The following is an 18356-nucleotide window of genomic DNA, read 5'->3' on the forward strand; positions in this document are numbered from 1 at the left end:
GCGGGTATCCATTCGGCGTCGGATGCTTGACTTATATGTCTAGACATATAATCGTATGGCTCTTCTGTCCAGCCGGCGTGTCATCAATCATGTCCCGACTGCATTTCGCCTCCGCGCTCCTGCCTTCGGGCTGGGCCAATGACGTGCAGGTGGTGATCACCGCCGGCGCGATCGCGGAGGTGAGGCCGGGCGTGCGGCCAGCCGCCGGCGACGAGCGCCACGCCATCGCGCTGCCGGGATTGGCGAGCCTGCACAGCCACGCCTTCCAGCGCGGCATGGCGGGCCTTGCCGAGCTGCGCGGCGACAGCACCGATACTTTCTGGACCTGGCGCGAGACGATGTATCGCTTCGCGCTGGCGATGACGCCGGACGACGTTGCGGCCGTCGCGACGCTGCTCTATGTCGAGATGCTGGAGCAAGGTTTTACCCGCGTCGGAGAATTCCATTACCTGCACCATGACCGCGACGGCGCGCGCTATGCCGATCCCGCCGAGATGGCCGCCCGCATTGCGCAAGCTGCCGAGGCCTCCGGCATCGCCCTGACATTGCTGCCGAGCTTCTATGCGCACGGCTCTTTCGGTGGCGCAACGCCTCATGACGGCCAGCGCCGCTTCATCTGCACGGTCGATCAGTTCGCTGAGCTCATGATCGCCTCGCGCAAGGCGATCGCGGGCTTGCCCGGCGCCAACATCGGCATCGCGCCGCACAGCCTGCGTGCCGTCACGCCCAACGAGCTTGCGGCGATCATTCCGCTTGCCGACGGCGGCCCCGTGCATATCCATGCCGCCGAGCAGGTGAAGGAGGTTGAGGATTGCCTCGCCTGGTCGGGACGACGACCGGTGCAATGGCTGCTGGAGCACGCGCCCGTCGATCGACGCTGGTGCATCATTCATGCGACACACATGACGGCTGAGGAAGCCGTCGCGTTCGCAGAGTCTGGCGCGGTAGCGGGTCTCTGCCCCATCACCGAAGCGAGCCTCGGCGATGGAATCTTCCCGGCGCGCGAATTTCTCGGCGCCGGCGGCACGTTCGGCGTCGGCACCGATTCCAACGTGCTGGTCGGCGTCGCCGACGAATTGCGCCAGCTCGAATATGGCCAGCGGCTGACGCATCGCGAGCGCAACGTACTCTCCAGCGGAGCGGGCCGTTCCACCGGTCGCACATTATTCGACCATGCTCTTGCGGGCGGCGCGCAAGCGCTGGCGCAGCCGATGGTCGGCCTCGCCCTGGGCGCGCGCGCCGACATCGTCACGCTCGACGCGGGGCATCCTTCGCTATCGGGGCGCACCGGCGACGCAGCCATCGACGGCTGGATCTTTGCCGCGAGCGGTGGCGCGATCGATTGCGTCTGGGCCGGCGGCCACAAGGTCGTCGAAGGCGGACGCCACAGATTACGCCAGGCGGCGCGCGAGCGCTTCAACGCGGCGGTACGGAAGCTGGTCGCATGAGCCTCACGACCAACGCGGCCGACAAGCCGACGCTGTACAAGCGCATTCGCGCCGACATCGAGACGCGCATCCTGACCGGCGAATGGCCGCCGGGACATCGCATTCCGTTCGAGCATGAACTCGTCGCGCGCTACGGCTGCTCGCGCATGACCGTCAACAAGGCGCTGTCGGAGCTGGCGCAGGCCGATCTGATCGAGCGGCGGCGCCGCGCGGGTTCTTTCGTGAGGCGGCCGCAACATCAATCCGCCGTGCTCAAGATCGCCGACATCCGCGCCGAGATCACTGCGCTGGGGCGCGCTTACGGCTATGAGCTGATCCATCGCAAACTGCGCGCCGCGACCGTGGCCGACCGTGACCGTCTCGGCGTGCGGAAGGCCGGCAAGGTGATCGCCATCACCTGCCGGCACAGCGCCGACAAGGTGCCGTTCGCCATCGAGGACAGGCTGATCGACCTCTCGTCGGTACCCGACGCCGCCACCGCGGATTTCTCGCGCGAACCGCCAGGCTCCTGGCTGCTTCATCATGTCCCATGGACAGAAGCCGAGCACACGATCAGCGCCATCGTTGCGGACGAGCGCACGGCGGACGCACTCGCGATCGCCGTCGGCGCGCCCTGTCTCGTGATCGACCGTTTTACCTGGCGCAGCGCGCGCACCATCACCGCCGTGCGCCTGCTCTATCCCGGTGACTCTCACCGCCTTGTCGCGCGATTCAAGGGAGGTTGAGAGGATATGTCGGCACAAATCGTGCAACGCTTCATGAAGAGACCAACAGGACGTCAATCCATCGATCGGCAGAGGACGACAATCATGCGTAGTTCGACGATATTTGCGACAATCATTGCCCTTTCGGCCGCCACCCCCGTGCTCGCCGACGACGTCAAGGTCGGCGTCGGCATCTCCGGATGGACCGGCTTCGCGCCGCTGACGCTGGCGAAGGAAGCCGGCATCTTCAAGAAGAACGGCCTCGACGTTTCGATCAAGAAGATTCCGCAGAAGGACCGCCACCTCGCGATCGCATCCGGCGACATCCAGTGCGCGGCGACCACGGTCGAGACCTGGATCTCCTGGAACGCCAATGGCGTTGCGACCAAGCAGATCTTCCAGCTCGACAAGAGCTATGGTGCCGACGGCATGGCCGTGCGCAACGACGTCGCAGCGATCAAGGACCTCAAGGGCAAGACCGTTGCCGCCTCCGCGCCCGGCACCTCGCCCTATTTCGCGCTGGCCTGGATGCTCAAGAAGAACGGCCTCACCACCAAGGACGTCACCGTCGTCAACCTCGAACCGGCCGCCGCCGCGCAGGCCTTCGTTTCCGGCCAGAACGACGCCGCGATGACTTATGAGCCGTATCTGTCGACGGTGCGCGCCGCGCCCGACAAGGGCAAGATCATCGCCACCACGCTGGACTACCCGATGGTCATGGACACCTTCGGCTGCACGCCGAAATTCCTGACCGAGAATCCCAAGGCCGCCAAGGCGCTCGCCGACAGCTATTTCGAGGCGCTCGACATGATCGCCAAGGACCAGGCCAAGGCCTATGAGATCATGGGCGCCGACGTGAAGCAGACCGGCGAGCAGTTCGGCAACTCGGCGAAGTACCTGCGCTGGCAGGACAAGGCCGCCAACCAGAAGTTCTTCGCCGGCGACTTCCTGACCTTCAACAAGGAGGCCGCCGAGCTGCTGCTCGAGATCGGGATCATCAAGGCGGCGCCGAAGGTCGAGGACCTCTTCGACGCCAGCTTCATCAAGTAACGCCTCGATAGCCGCCGGCCCCGTCTCGCGGCGGGGCCGGCAATCTCGTTCATCGCCCGGATAGATCGTTGATGCGCCCTTTGGATCCCGTGACATCGAAGCAGCGTGCGGCCTACGGCCTTGCGTTCTTCGTGGTGTTCGTTGCCCTCTGGTCATGGGCGACCTTCGGCGGCCATGTGTCGAAAGTCTTCCTCGCCAACCCGCTGACCATGGTGCAGGAAGGTTATGACCTGCTGGCGAAGCAAGGTTTTGCGTACGACATCGGTATGACGATCTGGCGCGTCATCGGCGGCTTTGTGCTCGCCGCGATCATCGCGGTGCCACTCGGGCTGCTGATGGGCGCCTACAAGCCCGTCGAAGCCTTTCTCGAACCGTTCGTCTCGTTCGCGCGCTATCTGCCCGCCTCCGCTTTCATCCCGCTGCTGATCCTGTGGGCCGGCATCGGCGAATTGCAGAAGCTGCTCGTCATCTTCATCGGCTCCGTATTCCAGATCATTCTGATGATCGCGGTCACGGTCGGCTCGACGCGGCGCGATCTGGTCGAGGCGGCCTATACGCTCGGTGCCAGCGATCGCGGCATCATCCGGCGCGTGCTGCTGCCCTCCTCCGCGCCGGAGATCGCCGAGATCCTGCGGCTGGTGCTGGGCTGGGCCTGGACCTACGTCATCGTCGCCGAGCTGATCGGCTCGTCCTCGGGCATCGGTCACATGATCACCGACAGCCAGGCGCTGCTCAACACCGGCCAGATCATCTTCGGCATCATCGTGATCGGGCTGATCGGCCTGCTCTCGGACTTCATGTTCAAGGCGTTCAACGCCTGGCTGTTTCCGTGGAGGCTCGCATGACGATCCTCAAGATCGAGCAGGTCTCGCGCACCTTCCCCGCGCGCCACGGCAACGCGCCGACCAAGGCACTGGAGCCGACCGACCTCGTCATCGGCAACAACGACTTCGTCACCATCCTCGGTCCGTCCGGATGCGGAAAGTCCACGCTGCTGCGCATCGTTGCCGGCCTCGATCGCCCGACCGGCGGACGCGTCACGCTCGACGGCCGCGAGGTGACGGGCCCTGGCGCCGATCGCGGCATGGTGTTCCAGTCCTACACGCTGTTCCCCTGGCTGACGGTGCGCGAGAACATCGCCTTCGGCCTGCGCGAGCGCGGCGTGTCCGAGGCGGAGCGGAACAAGATCGCTGACGCCTTCATCCGTCAGGTCGGTTTGTCCGGCTTCGAGAACCATTGGCCCAAGCAGCTCTCCGGCGGCATGCAGCAGCGCACCGCGATCGCGCGCGCGCTCGCCAACGACCCCAAGATCCTTCTGCTCGACGAGCCCTTCGGCGCGCTCGACAACCAGACCCGCGCCTTGATGCAGGAGATGCTGCTTGGGATCTGGGAGCGCGACCAGAAGACCGTGCTGTTCGTGACCCACGACATCGAGGAAGCCATCTTCCTCGGCAGCCGCGTCATCGTCATGAGCGCGCGCCCCGGCCGCATCAAGGCTGAGATCAATGTAGACCTGCCGCATCCGCGCTCCTACAAGATCAAGACGACGCCGGAATTCGTCCAGCTCAAGGAACGGCTGGTCGAGGAAATCCGCACCGAGGCCTTGAAGGTTACTGAGCATGCCTGACAATCGTCCTTCTGCCGATGGCGCGCGCGTCCTTGCCGATCTCAACGCGCTCCGCACCATCGGCGCCTACAAGACCGGCGTGCACAAGCCGACCTTCTCCGAGCCGCACAGGCTTTCGCTGGACTGGCTGGCGCGCAAGCTGCCCGACGCCGGTCTCTCCGCCGCGATCGACGGCATCGGCAACGTCTTCGGCACCAGCGCGAAGTCCGGGCCGAAACTGCTGGCGGGCTCGCATCTGGAGAGCCAAAATTATGCCGGCTGGCTCGATGGCCCGCTCGGCGTGGTCTATGCGCTCGAGGCCGCCCGCGTGCTCAATATCGATCCCTCCGTGAAGGGCGCCGTCGAAGTCGCCGCCTGGTGCGACGAGGAAGGTCATTTCGGCAGCTTCCTCGGCTCGCGCTCCTATGTTGGACAGCTGACCGAGGCCGAGATCGACGCTGCGCGCGACCGCACCGATGGCCGCACCATGCGCAACGCCCTCGCCGACATGGGCCTCGCGGGACGAGCCCGCGTCGGCGTCGAGCCGGGACGCCACGTCGGATATCTCGAGGCGCATATCGAACAGGGCGACACGCTCGAGAGTGGCAAGCTCGCGATCGGCGTCGTGACGTCCATCGTCGGCATCTGGCAGTACAAGATCAATTTCACCGGTGAGCAGAACCACGCCGGCACCACGCGCATGGCGGTGCGCAAGGACGCAGGGCTGGCGCTGGCCAAATTCTGCGTCGCGATCGACGAGCGTTTTCCCGCAACCTGCGGTCCGCGCACGGTCTGGACTACCGGCCGCATCACGCTCGATCCCGGCGCGCCGAGCATCATTCCGGGCGGCGCCGAAATGCTGTTCCAGATCCGCGACGACGATCCGGCCGTCATTGCGCGACTGGAGCAAGAGCTGCGCACGATGGCGGACGAGGTCAGTGCGAGGGGGCCCTGCACCGTCACCGTCGAAAAGCTGCGCACCGGCGCGCCCGCCATGATGAACCCGGGCTTTCAGGATGCGATCGAGGCCGCGAGCAAGGCGCTGGCCGGCGGACGATCCGTTCGCATGCCCAGTGGCGCCGGCCACGACGCGCAGATGCTGGCAACCGTCATGCCCGCCGCCATGCTGTTCGTGCCGTCGATCGGCGGCATCAGCCATCACTGGACCGAGAACACCGCCGACGCCGATATCGTCACCGGCGCGGAGGTGTACGTCGAGGCCTGCCGCCGCATCCTCGAGGGTTAGAACGGGCCGGAGGATGGTGGCCGGCTCCCTCCACATCGTCATTGCGAGGAGCCCTTGCGACGAAGCAATCCAGACCGCCTCCGCTGAGGGATTCTGGATTGCTTCGCTGCACTCGCAATGTCGAGCATGGCGCAGCGGCATCGCTCTTCCGGCACCATCTCGCTTGCAGACATGCTTTCGCAGCCTCGCGGCGCAATTCGCCCGAGCTTTGCTTCGTCGCTCCACCCTCAAATCCAAGAGGGCACAGGGAAGGCCGGGTGCCGGCTGGCACCCGCGGTCCGCTGCGCGAAAATGCACACGCAGAAAGAACCGCACAGCAGCATACAGGTGTCGCCGATCACTCGGCCTTCCCTGCGCAGTGGTTGCACGGCTTATGCCGTGATCTCCCGGGAGCCGAACTTTCCTTCTGGCCTCCCTCGCCCCGCGAATTTGGATGATGCAGTCTGCCCGGTTGGGCTCGCTCGCACCTTCGCGGAAACTTGACCGTGGCAACGACGGCCAGGACCACACGGTTTTGCCGTACGCACGGCCCGCCATTTCGCCCGCAGTATTTCCGACTCCGTCGACAGAGCCGAAAACTTACGAACGAGACGAACCTAGCAGCGCCGTCGTCCGCACGCGGTTACGAGCTCACAGGGACTACCCGCCCTGCCCGCACCTCTCGTGCCGACGCTGCCGCGTCCACCGCATCCCCGGCTCGCGAACATGACGACTACACGTCGCCCCTCTTGGGTGAGCCGGGATGGACGACACATACGCCGAAACCGAATTTCGGTAAAGTAGAATATTTTTGAGATGGCGGATTGACAGAGGCCGACACAGGCGCGGTCTCGTAGCCCGGATGAGCGCAGCGACATCCGGGACGGTGCGCAGTGCCGGGCGAGTGCCCCGGATATCGCTGCGCTCATCCGGGCTACAAGTCGGCGGCCGCTCGCCCGTTCAACCCACAAGCACCCCACAGACATAAAGTCGCGACAATCATCGGGCTTGTCGATCGCTCGCCTGCTCTCCCGGAGTTCCCATGTCTTCCGCCGACCGGCTTGCGACGCGCCTTGCGACCCGGCTTGCCTTCCTCGTCGCGGGCTTCGGCGTCTCGTGCTGGGCGCCGCTGGTGCCGTTCGCGAAGATGCGGCTCGGCGTCGATGACGGCGTGCTCGGACTGCTGCTGCTCAGCCTCGGCATCGGCTCGGTCGTCGCGATGCTGGTGACCGGAATCGTGAGCGCGCGCTACGGCAGCAGGCCGATCATCATTGCGGGCGGGTTCGGCCTGGCGCTGGTCCTGCCCCTGCTCGCCATTGCGGCTTCGCCCGCAACGCTGGCGCTGGCGCTGTTCGCATTCGGCGCCGCGCTCGGCTCGATCGACGTCGCCATGAACATCCACGCCGTGGAGGTGGAACGCGCCGCGCACCGCCCGCTGATGTCAGGCTTCCACGCCCTCTTCAGCATCGGGGGCTTTGCGGGGTCCGCGCTGATGACGGCGCTGCTCTCGCTGCAATTCGGCACGCTCGCCTGCACCTTGATCTGCTCCGTCCTGATGCTGGTCGCGATGGTCGTGACCTCACCGCGCCTGCTTCGTTCCGTGCAGGTGCAGGAGGGCCCGCTGTTCGTGCTGCCGCACGGATCGGTGTTGCTGCTCGCGCTGCTCGGCGCCATCACCTTCCTGGTCGAAGGCGCGATGCTGGATTGGGGCGCCCTGCTCGTCATCGGCGCAGGTCTCGTCACCGAGGCGCAAGGCGGCGCCGGCTATATCGTGTTCTCGATCGCGATGACCGCGGGACGGCTCGGCGGCGACGCCGTCGTTGCGCGCATCGGCGACCGCGCGACGCTGCTGTGGGGCAGCCTCATTGCGATCGCCGGCTTCGTGGTCCTGCTGACGGCGTCCGTTGCGGCGGTCGCCATCGGCGGCTTCCTGCTGATCGGGCTCGGCGCGTCGAATCTCGTGCCGGTGCTGTTCCGCCGGGCGGCGCGGCAGACGGTGATGCCCACCGGGCTTGCGGTGGCGGCGATCACGACCGCGGGCTACGCGGGCATCCTCGTCGGCCCCGCCGGCGTCGGCTTCGTCGCACGTTTTGGCGGATTGCCCATGGCGTTCTGGCTGCTGGCTGCGCTGCTCGGTCTGGTCGCGCTGACGGCGCGCATCGTCACAAAGGATACACATTCGACGATGACGAGCTAACCCATTCCACTTCCGTGATTATTTTGGTGGGCCGAAGCCGAACCCGAGCCATCTGCGCAGGTCTGCCAGCCATGCTGCTTTCGGCCAGTTTACTGGACGGATCGTTCTGCTAGACCACAACACCATACCTTTTTGACTCCCGTTGCGGGGGCAATGGCACGTGCCAGCTCATACTAACAACCAAGACTCGGCCATTTCATTCGGGCCATTTCGGCTGTTTCCCAAGTCCCGGCTCCTGGAGAAGGAAGGGGCGCCGCTTCACGTCGGCGGCCGCGCGCTCGATATTCTCATCCTGCTTGCCGAGCGCCCCGGCGAGGTCATCGACAAGAGGGAGCTGGTCAAGCGCATCTGGGCCGAGGTGAATGTCGACGAAGGCAGCCTGCGCTTCCATGTCGCAGCGTTGCGCAAGGTGCTCGGCGATACCGGCAGATCGGCCCGTTATGTCCTCAATGTGCCCGGCCGCGGCTATTGCTTTGTCGCCCCGCTCGCGCAAACAGCCTCGCCGGTCGCGCCGGCCGCCGAAATCATTCCCCCCCGCTCCCTGCCCGCGCAGCTTGCGAAGATGGTCGGACGCGAGGAGGTCATCGAGAAGATTTCGAACGGCCTGACGCTGTATCGCTTCATGACCCTGGTCGGTCCGGGCGGCATCGGCAAGACCGCCGTCGCCGTCACGGTCGGGCATCGGCGCTCGGCGGATTTCGGCGGCCGCGTCTTTTTCGTCGATTTCGGTTCGCTGCGGGACGCCAGCCATGTCCCGACCACCATCGCCGCCGCCCTCGGACTGACCGTCAGCGCGGAGGATCCAACCCCGGCCATCCTGACATTTCTGAAGAGCGGACCGGCCCTGCTGATCTTCGACAGTTGCGAGCATGTGCTGGACACGCTGGCGCCGCTCGTGGAGCGCATCGTCCGCGAAGCGCCGCAGCTTCGTGTTCTCGGCACCAGCCGCGAGTCGTTTCGAAGCGAAGGCGAGCGGATCTTCCGGCTGTTTCCGCTGGATTGCCCGCCCGAGCGCGAGGGCATCGACGTCACAGAGGTTCTCGCCTATCCCGCGGCCCAGCTCTTCGTTGAGCGCATCGCGCAGAGCTCCGGGCCGTTCCAGCTCAGCGCGGAAGAGGCGCCGCTCGTCGCCAGCATCTGCCGGCGGCTCGACGGCATTGCGCTGGCGATCGAACTCGCGGCGGGCCGTGTCAATGCCTATGGCATCGCCGGCACCGCCGCCCTGCTCGACAGCCGCTTCTCGCTGCAATGGCGCGGACGGCGCACGGCCGTCCCGCGGCACCAGACGCTCGCCGCCGCGCTCGACTGGAGCTACGACCTGCTGCCTGCGGCGGAAAGCGCCACCTTGCGACGATTGTCGGTGTTCGCTGGACCCTTCGCGCCGGAGGCGGCCGCAACGGTCGCATCCGGCGATGGCCTCAGCACCCCGGAGACGCTGGAGGCGATCGACAGCTTGGTCACCAAATCGCTGATCTCGCCATCCGGCTCGCGGGCGCTGCGCTATCGGCTGCTCGACACCACGCGCACCTACGCGCTTGGGAAGCTGAACGAGCTCGGCGAAACCAGGCAGTTCGCGCGGCGTCATGCCGAGCATTTTCGCGATTTCTTCGAGCGCGCGGCGGCCAGCATTTCGACGCCGCTGCCTGAATGGCTCAGCGCCTATGGCGGTGAGCTGGACAATGTGCGAACCGCGCTGGACTGGGCCTTCGCACCCGACGGCGACGCCGAACTCGGCATCGCACTGACGGCGACCGCGGTGACCCTGTGGGTGCGCCTTTCGCTGTTCGCCGAATGCCGCGAGCGCTGCAGAACGGCACTGGCGGCGCTCGGCGACGACCGCGGCAACGACCGCATCCGCATGCAGCTCCTGTCGGCACTTGGCTGGTCGCTCATGTACGGCGAGGGCCGCGCGCGCGAGGCGCGCCCGATCCTCGAGACGACCCTCGAGCTGGCCGAGCGCCTCGACGACAAGGATTTCCGGCTGCGCGCGCTGTGGGGCTTGAGCATCGACCAGTTCAACAACGGGCAATTCGGCAAGGCCCGCGCACTCGCCGACCGCTTTGCGGATGTCGCGGCGAACTCGCCCGATAAAACCGATCTCATGCTTGGCGACCGGCTGATGGCCGTCGCGCTGCACTACCTGGGGGATCAGAACGAGGCGCGCCAGCGCATCGACCGGGTGAACGCCTCGCTGCATGTGCTGGTGGAGAAGCCGAAAATCTTCCCGCTCGATCTCAGGATATCGACGCAATATTTCCGGGCCCGCATCCTGTGGCTGCAGGGCCTCGCCGATCAGGCCCGGGCGCTCGCCGCCAACAACATCGAAGAAGGCCGTGCCAACGGCCATGCGCTGACCTTCTGCAGCGTGCTGGGGCAGGCCGCCTGCCCGATCGCGTTCTGGTCCGGCGATTTCGACGCCGCCGAGCGCCACGGCGCCGAGCTGTTCGAGCACACCGAGCGCCATGCGATCCGGCTGTGGGGCTTGTGGGCGCGGGCCTTCAACGCCGCGGTCATAGCCAGGCGCGGCGACATCGCCAACGGCCTGCCGCTCCTGCGCGAAGAGCTCAACCGCGCCGGCGATGCGCGCTTCCTGCCGCGCTTTCTGCCGCTGCTCGGCGAGCTCGCCGCGTGCTTCCTCGAGGCCGACCAGGTCGACCGCGGCCTCGGCGTGATCGAGGACGTCCTCACTCGTTGCAACGACCGGCAGGAACTCTGGTATCTTCCGGAGCTGCTCCGCATCAAGGGAGAATTGATGCAGAGAAGCGCGCGGGATTCGGACGAGGCCGAGGCGCGCTTTCGCGAGGCGATGGGCATCGCCGCACAGCAGGGCGCGCGCTTCTGGGAGCTTCGATGCGCGACCAGCCTCGCGCGGTCGCTGAGCGGGACCGGCCGGAGCGCGGAAGCCTTGGCAGTCTTGCAACGCGTATGCGGACCTTTCGGCGAGGGCGCCATCTTCGCAGACATCCGAAGCGCGCGCGATCTGATCGAGCAGCTCCGTACCTGACGGACGCGTCGCGGCCGATTCAGCCAGTCCGCGAAATGAACCCGGGCACGCCGGTCTCCACCACCGCGTTGAACCTGACATTGGTCGTGATCTCGTCTCGCATCTGGCGCATGGCGTCTTCAGGCAGGGCCGAGATGTCGAGGTTCTCCCGGATTCGCCCCGGATTGGTCGAGGTCGTCAAGAACGCCGTGCCGCGCTGTACGGCCCACGCCAGTGCGACCTGCGCCGGGGTCTTGTGCACGCGCCGCGCGATCGCCGTGATGACGGGGTCTTCCAGCACGCGCGGCTCCATCGCATGTCCGAGCGCCGCGAAGGCCTGAAGCACGATGCCATGCGTGCGGCAGAAGTCGAGCAGTTCCCGTTCGGGGAGATATGGATGGGCTTCCACCTGCACCATGGCCGGCCTGATCCGCGCGACCGCAACGATCTCTCGCAACTTCTCCAGGGTTATGTCCGACAGGCCGATCGACTTGCAGTGCCCCTCGTCCACGAGGCGCTCCAGCGCCTGCCAAGTCTCCACAAGCGTCACGCCCGAATCGTAGATGACCTGCCCGCTTGCGTCCCGCGGATCCTGGTCGTCGCCGGGCTGAAAGGCAAAGGGCGTGTGGATGATATAGCAGTCGATGTCGTCGAGCCCCAGGCGCCTGCGGCTGGCATCGAAGGCAGGTTTCACCCGCTCCGGCCGATGATTGGTATTCCACAGCTTCGTCGTCACGAACAGGTCCTGACGCCGAAGCGTCCCGGCCTTGAACGCATCCTGAATCGCATCGCCGACGGCCGCTTCGTTGCGATAGCGCTCGGCACAGTCGAGATGTCGAAATCCGGCTTCCAGTGCGGCCTTCGTGGCCTGTTTGGTCACGACCGGATCGGGAATGAGCGTGCCAAATCCCACAGCAGGAATCGACACCGACCCATGGGTGAGAATCCGGGTGTCACGAAGTGAATCCGAAATCGTCATGCTGATACTCCCTTGTTGAACGCTCGCCGGCGGCGGGCGAAATGATCGAGGTTGGCAGATAGGACGTCACTTCGTCTCCCCGGCATCAGCCGGCGGGACGCGGCTTGCGCAGGAAGAACACGAGCGGGATCACGACGAGCATCGCGAACATCAGGATCTCGAACTGGTCGATGACCGCGACCGTGGCTGCCTGATGCGTGACCATGCCGTTAAGAGCGGCAAGGCCGGGTTTGCCGATCGGGCCGGCGGCATTTGCCGCAACGCGAAACGGCGTGAGATGCTTGGCGAGCGCGACGTGCAGCGCCTGGGTGTTGGCATAGAAGAAGAGCTGGACCACCGCGATGCCTATGGTGCTGCCATAGAGGCGCGACAGGTTGATCAGCGCGCTGCCCTCTGGGCGAAGTTTTGGATCGAGCGTGCCGAACGCGGCCCTCGCGAGCGCCGGCAACAGCATGCCGAGACCCGCGCCCTGGAGGAAACCGGCTTCGACGACCGGCCGCCAGTCCATGGCCGGCGAGTAGCCGAGCATCAGCCAGTTGGCATAGACCACCAGCGTCATTCCCCCCACGAGGAATGGCCGGTAATCGACCTGCCCCGGAACGAGGCTGGTCAGCACCAGCGCTCCCACCAGCGCCACGCCGCGCGGAATGCTCATGTAGCCGGTGGTGTCGACGGGATAGTTGAGCAACTCCTCCAGCATCGGCGACGTCAGCGCCAGCGTCGGCAGCAAGACGAAACCGAGGGCGAAGGAGATCACCGTGGAGAGGACGAGATTGCGGTCCCGAAACAGCGCCGTGCGGAGAAAATGTTCCCTTGTCGTCATGACATGCACGACGAAGAGATAGAAACCCAGCACCGAGGCGCCTGCCTCGACCCAGATCTCGGTCGAGGCGAACCATTCGAGGCGCTCGCCGCGATCCAGCAGCATCTGCAGCCCGATCATGCCGACGGAGAAGGTCGTCAGGCCGAAGAAGTCGAACGACTTGCTTCGCTCCGACCGCTTCTCGCTCAACAACGAGGCCATCGTCAGCAATATGAATACCGTCATCGGCAGGCTGCCATAGAAGATCGACGGCCAGCCGCAATATTCGCTGAGCCAGCCCCCGATGGCGGGACCGGTGCTGATGCCAAGCAAGGAGCAGACGGTCCATGCGAGACTCATGCGCGCATGGCGCGGCGCCGGTGTCACCTCCAGAAGGATCGCCAGCGAGAGCGGCGCGAGCGGTCCGCTGGCCGCGCCCTGCAGAATCCTGGCCAGCACGAACTGGATCGACGTCGTCGCCAGCGTGTCGAGCACGAGGCCCAACGCGAAGATCGCGAGGGCTGTTTGATAGACCGCCTTGCGGCCATAGCGTCCCGCGAGCCATTGCGTGACCGACATGGTCACGGCGCTCGCCGCGATATAGGAGGAGAACACCCAGCCGACCTCGTCGTTCGCCATCGAGAGCGTCGCCTGGATATGCGGGAGCGCGGCGTTCGGCACGGAAATGTTGACCGCCTGCATATAGGTCGCCAGCAACGCCGCCGCGGAGATCGCGGAACGACCGTCGGCCGCGGTGGTCGGTGGGAGGGATGTACTCATTTGACACCCGTCGCGAGCGCGGGTTGGAGCAGATGCAGCCAGTTGCGACGATGGCCGGTATCGACCCGCGCCGTCACGCTGATGCCGGAGAATAGCGGCCGGGCAGAATCCGGGTCGTCGATCTCGAGACGCACCGGCAGCCGCTGCACGACTTTGACCCAGTTTCCGGTCGCATTCTCCGGCGGCAGGACCGAGAAGTCCGATCCGGTACCGGGACTCATGCTGACGATATGGGCCGTGAATTTGCGATCCGGATAGGCGTCGACGTCGATCGTCGCCTGCTGGCCCGGCTGCATGTGCGTCAGACCGGTCTCGCGAAAATTCGCCTCGATCCAGACGTCGCGGCTCGACATCAGCGAAAACGTGGGCGCCCCCGCATTGACGAAGCCTCCGACCTGGAGATCGTCGACTTTCGTCACGATGCCATCGTCGGGCGCCCTCACCGTGGCGTAGGAGAGATCGAGCCGCGCACGGTCGAGCTGCGCCCTGGCCGCACGGACCGTCGGATGGCGGTCCGCATCGATATCGGGATCGCCGTCGAGTGCGACGACCGTGTTGGCGATCTGCTGTTCGATCGACGCCATCCGATGGCGCGCCACCTTGAGATCGGTCTCGGCCCGCTCGTAAACCGCGCGCGGCGTGAAGTCGGACGCGACCAGCGTCTTCTTGCGATCAAACTCGCGCTCGTCGAAGGAGGCCGTCTCCTTGGCCGATTGCAGTTCTGCCTGCTGCTGGCGGTAGGTCGCCTTGAGCGAGTCGATCTGCAGCCTGGCGCTGCCGAGCCGCGCTTCGGCCTGATCGACGGCGATCTGATACGGCTCGGGGTCGATGCGAAACAGGAGTTGGCCCTGCCGGACGCGCTCGTTGTCGCGCACGGCGATCTCGACCGCCTGGCCTGCCACCCGCGCGTTGATCGTGACCTTCGCGGCACGTACGAATGCATCGTCGGTCACGACATATTGCTCCTGTGCCAGGTACATGAAGCCGCCGATCACGGCGGCCGCGGCCGGCAGCACCACCATCAGGGGCCGGCGTAGCCGACCGGCAAGATTTGCTCCGAACAGCGGAGCAACCGCTTCGCTCTCGCGTCGGCTGCTGCGATCACCCAGCCACCCGCCGATTGGCGCAAAATTCAAACGCATCGGAAAGCCCTCGTTTCGTCCATTTACTAACGATCGTTACAAAATATTGTGCTGGCGATCGGGGATCAAGGGGGCGGTCATTGATTTTTATAACGAGTCATACAAATATATGTGCAGGACACGGCAACCAGGAAGCGGGCGAAATGGCACGAAAGAAGAGCGATACGGGCGCGGCTCGCCGCGGTCGGCCGGCCGCCTACGACGCGGAGACGGCTCTCAGGCAGGCCACGGACACATTCTGGCGGGCGGGCTACTCCGGCACATCACTGGACAAGATCGCCGCCGCGACCGGCATGAGCCCGCCAAGTCTCTACGCGGCATTCGGCAACAAGCACGCGCTCTACCTCGAAGCGCTCGCACGCTATTGGGAGATGAGCCTGGCTGCGACGCGCGAGGCACTTGCAGGGGACCATCCCCTGGACGAAGCCTTGATGCTGGCCTACGAGGCGGCGCTCTCGATCTATTTCTCGGGCAAGGGAACCGCCCGGGGCTGCTTCGTGGTCGGAACCGCGGTGACCGAAGTCGCGGAAGATGCAGCGATCCGGGGCAGTGTCGCAGCGGGACTCCGGGCGATCGATGCCGATTTCGAGGCGCGCTTCCGCCTGGCGCAAGAGCGGGGCGAGCTGAAGGCGACTGCCGACCCTGCCGCGCTCGCGCTTCTTGCCGCAGCCACGATGCAGACCATCGCGATTCGTGCCCGCGCAGGTGCCCGCCGTGCCGATCTGCGAGAGCTTGCCCGGAAGGCCGTCGGCGTGATCTGCGGCAAGTAGAGCCTGCCGGCGGCAAACGCTGCCGGCAACGCGAGAAGAGCAGCCTCTGCATGCGCCCGCCTTCCCATCAGAAACCGGCGACGTCTTCCACCACCGCGCCGACCCATCACTTCCGGATCGCGCGATAGACGAAATCCGTCGCCCCTGGGTTGCTACCCTCCCGCAGCCATCGCGCGGCGCGGCAGCTTCCAATCCGGCCGGATGAAGTGGCAGGTGTAGCCGTCCGGATAACGTTCGAGATAGTCCTGATGCTCGGGCTCGGCTTCCCAGAACTCTCCTGCGGGCGCGACCTCGGTCACCACCTTGCCCGGCCACAAGCCTGAGGCTTCGACGTCGGCAATGGTGTCTTCGGCGATCCGCTTCTGTTCGTCGCTGGTATAGAAGATCGCGGAGCGATAGCTGGTGCCCCGATCGTTGCCCTGGCGATTGAGCGTGGAGGGATCGTGGATCTGGAAGAAGAATTCCAGCATCGTCCGGAAGCTGGTCTTGGCTGGATCGAACATGATTTCGATCGCCTCGGCGTGGCCTTCGTGGTTGCGGTAGGTCGCGTTCTTCACCGCACCGCCGGTGTAGCCGACGCGTGTCGAGATCACGCCCGGCTGCTTGCGGATCAGATCCTGCATGCCCCAAAAGCAGCCTCCGGCCAAAACTGCGCGTTCCATCGTCATTTGATGCTCCCTTGGTTTCTCGAGATGCTTACCTTTGCTCTGCAATCCCATGCAAGCGCGGGTCGTCCTTGTCGTCGTGATATTCGAGGCCCAGCGGCCCGATCGCGCTCACCTGCGTGACATACTCGCCGGACTTCGCCCAATGGAAATGCCAGGTCTCGCCGGGCAGCACGATAACACTGCCCGGCGGATAGGCCCCGACTTTATCGCCGTCAAAACTCTCGCCGAGCCCGATGTAGAACACGCCCGACATGACCGTGTAGATGCGGTCCTCGGGATGCTTGTGCGGCATCAGCCTGGTGCCGCCGGGCACCTTGACCCGAACCACGTAAGGTCCTTGCTCGGCGGGATGTCCCACCATGACGGCCAGCCGGGCGCCCGGCGGGAATGCCGGGAAGGGCTGCCACGCGATATCCTCTGGCAGGATCGCCCGGAACCTGTCTTCATCCGGCTGATGTTGGCGAGGCAGATCCTGACGCGACATGGCGGGCTCCTTCCGTTCGCTCAGCCGAGCTTGGCGTCGAGCGTGATCTCGGCGTTGAGCACCTTCGACACCGGGCAGTTCTTCTCGGCTTCACCGGCGATCTTGGCAAAGCCGGCCTCGTCGAGGTTCGGCACCTTGGCGCGCAAGGTGAGCGCGGATTTGCTGATCTTGAAGCCCTTGCCTTCGGGCTCCAGGGTCACGGCGGCTTCGGTCGAGAGCTCGTCCGGCGTGAAACCTGCCATCTGAAGACCAAAGGCCAGCGCCATCGTAAAACAGCCGGCATGAGCCGCCGCGATCAACTCCTCGGGATTGGTGCCCTTCTCGTTCTCGAAACGGGTCTTGAACGAATATGGCGTCTCGGCGAGCACACCGGATTCGCTCGATAGCTGACCGGTGCCGTCGCGGCCGGTGCCCTTCCATACTGCCTTTGCCTTGCGGATCATCTCAATTCTCCTCGTTTGTTTTGCACACCGGCACTCTGTACCGATGGAAGGCGGCATCGGCGTGACCGCCCGCCGCCGCTCCAACCGGCCGAGCGTCGCGGCGGTTCCGTCAAATCCCGTTCCGATGACGTCGGAACGGGATTTGATTCTTGTTTTGACGCGTTTTCTTCACGCGAACCGGCATCCACTTCGCTCGAAAACGCTCTAGCTGCCGATCTGTCCGACGTGGAAGCCGAGGCGGTTCTCGACGTCGCCGGCGCGATGGAAGCCGCGCGCCATCAACGCCTTGATGCGGGTCTGGCTCGCGGGGCGATTGAGCGAGGCCAGGAATGCGTCCCATTCCGGCTTGATGTCGATGTCCGGCGGCAGGCTTGCAACATCGACGAGACGCTTGGTCTCCGCGATCGCCTCCTTGTCGAACGAGGCGATGCGCATCGCGAGCGCCTCGACGAAGCCATCGAGCTCGGCGTCCGGCAACGACCGGTTGACGTAACCGTAGCGTTCGGCGAGATCGCCGTGGATGTCGTCGGCGCCGAGCAGCACTTCGAGAGCGCGGCCGCGGCCCATCAGGCGCGGCAATCGCGCCATCGGCCCGCCACCGGGCACGAGGCCGGCCCCGACCTCCCATTGCGACAGGATCGCCTTCTCGCGGCTGGCAAAGCGCATGTCGCTCGCGAGCGCGAGCTCGCTGCCGACACCGGTCGCGCGGCCCCGGATCGCGGCGATGGAGACGACCGGCGCGCGGCTGAGGCGCACCAGCGTGTCAGGCAGCGACTGCAGGCCGGTCGGCCCGGGCGGCACCTTGAGCGAATCCTCGAGCGGCGCGAGGAAGTCGTAATGCGTGATGAAGAAGCCTTCGACCGCGCTGTCGAACACGACCACCTTCACGTCCGGATCGGTTTCGATCGCCGTGACGACGTCATTGAGCAATGGAAGGTGCCTCGGGCCAAAGATGTTCACCGGCGGCATATCGAAAGTGACGCGCCAATAGGTCGGCAGGCGGCGCTCGAGGCGGATGTCACCGGTCGTGAAATTGCGTTCGGGACGGTTCATTGCTTGCACTCCTGATGTATGG

Annotated in this window: 16 protein-coding genes; 9 read left to right on the forward strand and 7 right to left on the reverse strand. The window is 65.5% G+C overall.

The annotated features are described in order from the left end of the window. The first annotated feature begins 89 nt into the window (after positions 1–89). The 8 genes from CIT40_RS25160 (at position 90) to CIT40_RS25195 (ending at position 11234) form a co-directional block, all read left to right on the forward strand. Positions 90–1448 (forward strand): formimidoylglutamate deiminase, encoded by a 1359-nt coding sequence (locus CIT40_RS25160; RefSeq protein WP_094891215.1) that lies wholly within the window; start codon positions 90–92, stop codon positions 1446–1448. Continuing rightward, positions 1445–2173 (forward strand): histidine utilization repressor, encoded by a 729-nt coding sequence (gene hutC / locus CIT40_RS25165; protein ID WP_094891214.1) that lies wholly within the window; start codon positions 1445–1447, stop codon positions 2171–2173. The genes CIT40_RS25160 and hutC overlap by 4 nt, the downstream gene beginning before the upstream one ends. 84 nt (positions 2174–2257) lie before the next feature. Beyond that, positions 2258–3202, forward strand: a complete 945-nt coding sequence (locus CIT40_RS25170) for an ABC transporter substrate-binding protein (RefSeq protein ID WP_094891213.1) — start codon at positions 2258–2260, stop codon at positions 3200–3202. Positions 3203–3273: 71 nt separating this feature from the next. Next, positions 3274–4047 (forward strand): ABC transporter permease, encoded by a 774-nt coding sequence (locus tag CIT40_RS25175; RefSeq protein ID WP_094891212.1) that lies wholly within the window; start codon positions 3274–3276, stop codon positions 4045–4047. Continuing rightward, positions 4044–4829 (forward strand): ABC transporter ATP-binding protein, encoded by a 786-nt coding sequence (locus CIT40_RS25180; RefSeq protein WP_162307666.1) that lies wholly within the window; start codon positions 4044–4046, stop codon positions 4827–4829. The genes CIT40_RS25175 and CIT40_RS25180 overlap by 4 nt, the downstream gene beginning before the upstream one ends. Then, on the forward strand, positions 4822–6054 hold the full coding sequence (locus CIT40_RS25185; protein ID WP_094891210.1) for a Zn-dependent hydrolase: 1233 nt from the start codon (positions 4822–4824) through the stop codon (positions 6052–6054). Before CIT40_RS25180 ends, CIT40_RS25185 begins: the two co-directional genes overlap by 8 nt. 1021 nt (positions 6055–7075) lie before the next feature. Then, entirely contained in the window at positions 7076–8230 is a 1155-nt protein-coding gene (locus tag CIT40_RS25190; protein ID WP_094891209.1) for an MFS transporter, read from the forward strand. A 160-nt stretch (positions 8231–8390) separates the two neighbouring features. Next, the gene (locus CIT40_RS25195; protein ID WP_094891208.1) at positions 8391–11234 is read left to right on the forward strand and encodes an ATP-binding protein; all 2844 of its coding nucleotides are present in this window, start codon (positions 8391–8393) and stop codon (positions 11232–11234) included. Positions 11235–11253: 19 nt separating this feature from the next. Here CIT40_RS25195 and CIT40_RS25200 read toward each other — a convergent pair whose 3' ends face one another. The 3 genes from CIT40_RS25200 to CIT40_RS25210 form a co-directional block, all read right to left on the reverse strand. Beyond that, positions 11254–12192, reverse strand: coding sequence for an aldo/keto reductase (locus CIT40_RS25200; protein ID WP_094891207.1), 939 nt, complete (start codon positions 12190–12192; stop codon positions 11254–11256). An 85-nt stretch (positions 12193–12277) separates the two neighbouring features. Further along, positions 12278–13774, reverse strand: coding sequence for an MDR family MFS transporter (locus tag CIT40_RS25205; RefSeq protein ID WP_094891206.1), 1497 nt, complete (start codon positions 13772–13774; stop codon positions 12278–12280). Continuing rightward, positions 13771–14916: an HlyD family secretion protein gene (locus CIT40_RS25210; protein ID WP_094891205.1), complete on the reverse strand. Its 1146-nt coding sequence runs from the start codon at positions 14914–14916 to the stop codon at positions 13771–13773. Before CIT40_RS25210 ends, CIT40_RS25205 begins: the two co-directional genes overlap by 4 nt. Before the next feature lie 143 nt (positions 14917–15059). Here CIT40_RS25210 and CIT40_RS25215 point away from each other — a divergent pair, with 143 nt between their 5' ends. Next, a complete protein-coding gene (locus CIT40_RS25215) occupies positions 15060–15686 on the forward strand; it encodes a TetR/AcrR family transcriptional regulator (RefSeq protein ID WP_094891204.1) in 627 nt (208 codons plus the stop codon). 152 nt (positions 15687–15838) lie between these two features. Here the strand turns inward: CIT40_RS25215 and msrA are convergent, their stop codons facing one another. The 4 genes from msrA to CIT40_RS25235 form a co-directional block, all read right to left on the reverse strand. Further along, a complete protein-coding gene (gene msrA, locus CIT40_RS25220; RefSeq protein ID WP_094891203.1) occupies positions 15839–16354 on the reverse strand; it encodes a peptide-methionine (S)-S-oxide reductase MsrA in 516 nt (171 codons plus the stop codon). Positions 16355–16382: 28 nt separating this feature from the next. After that, a complete protein-coding gene (locus CIT40_RS25225) occupies positions 16383–16838 on the reverse strand; it encodes a cupin domain-containing protein (protein ID WP_162307667.1) in 456 nt (151 codons plus the stop codon). Positions 16839–16858: 20 nt separating this feature from the next. Further along, positions 16859–17281 (reverse strand): OsmC family protein, encoded by a 423-nt coding sequence (locus tag CIT40_RS25230; protein WP_094891202.1) that lies wholly within the window; start codon positions 17279–17281, stop codon positions 16859–16861. Positions 17282–17485: 204 nt separating this feature from the next. Continuing rightward, positions 17486–18334, reverse strand: a complete 849-nt coding sequence (locus CIT40_RS25235) for an enoyl-CoA hydratase/isomerase family protein (RefSeq protein WP_162307668.1) — start codon at positions 18332–18334, stop codon at positions 17486–17488. Positions 18335–18356: the final 22 nt, after the last annotated feature.

Origin of the sequence: Bradyrhizobium amphicarpaeae, from assembly GCF_002266435.3 — a bacterium.
Lineage (GTDB): Bacteria > Pseudomonadota > Alphaproteobacteria > Rhizobiales > Xanthobacteraceae > Bradyrhizobium > Bradyrhizobium amphicarpaeae.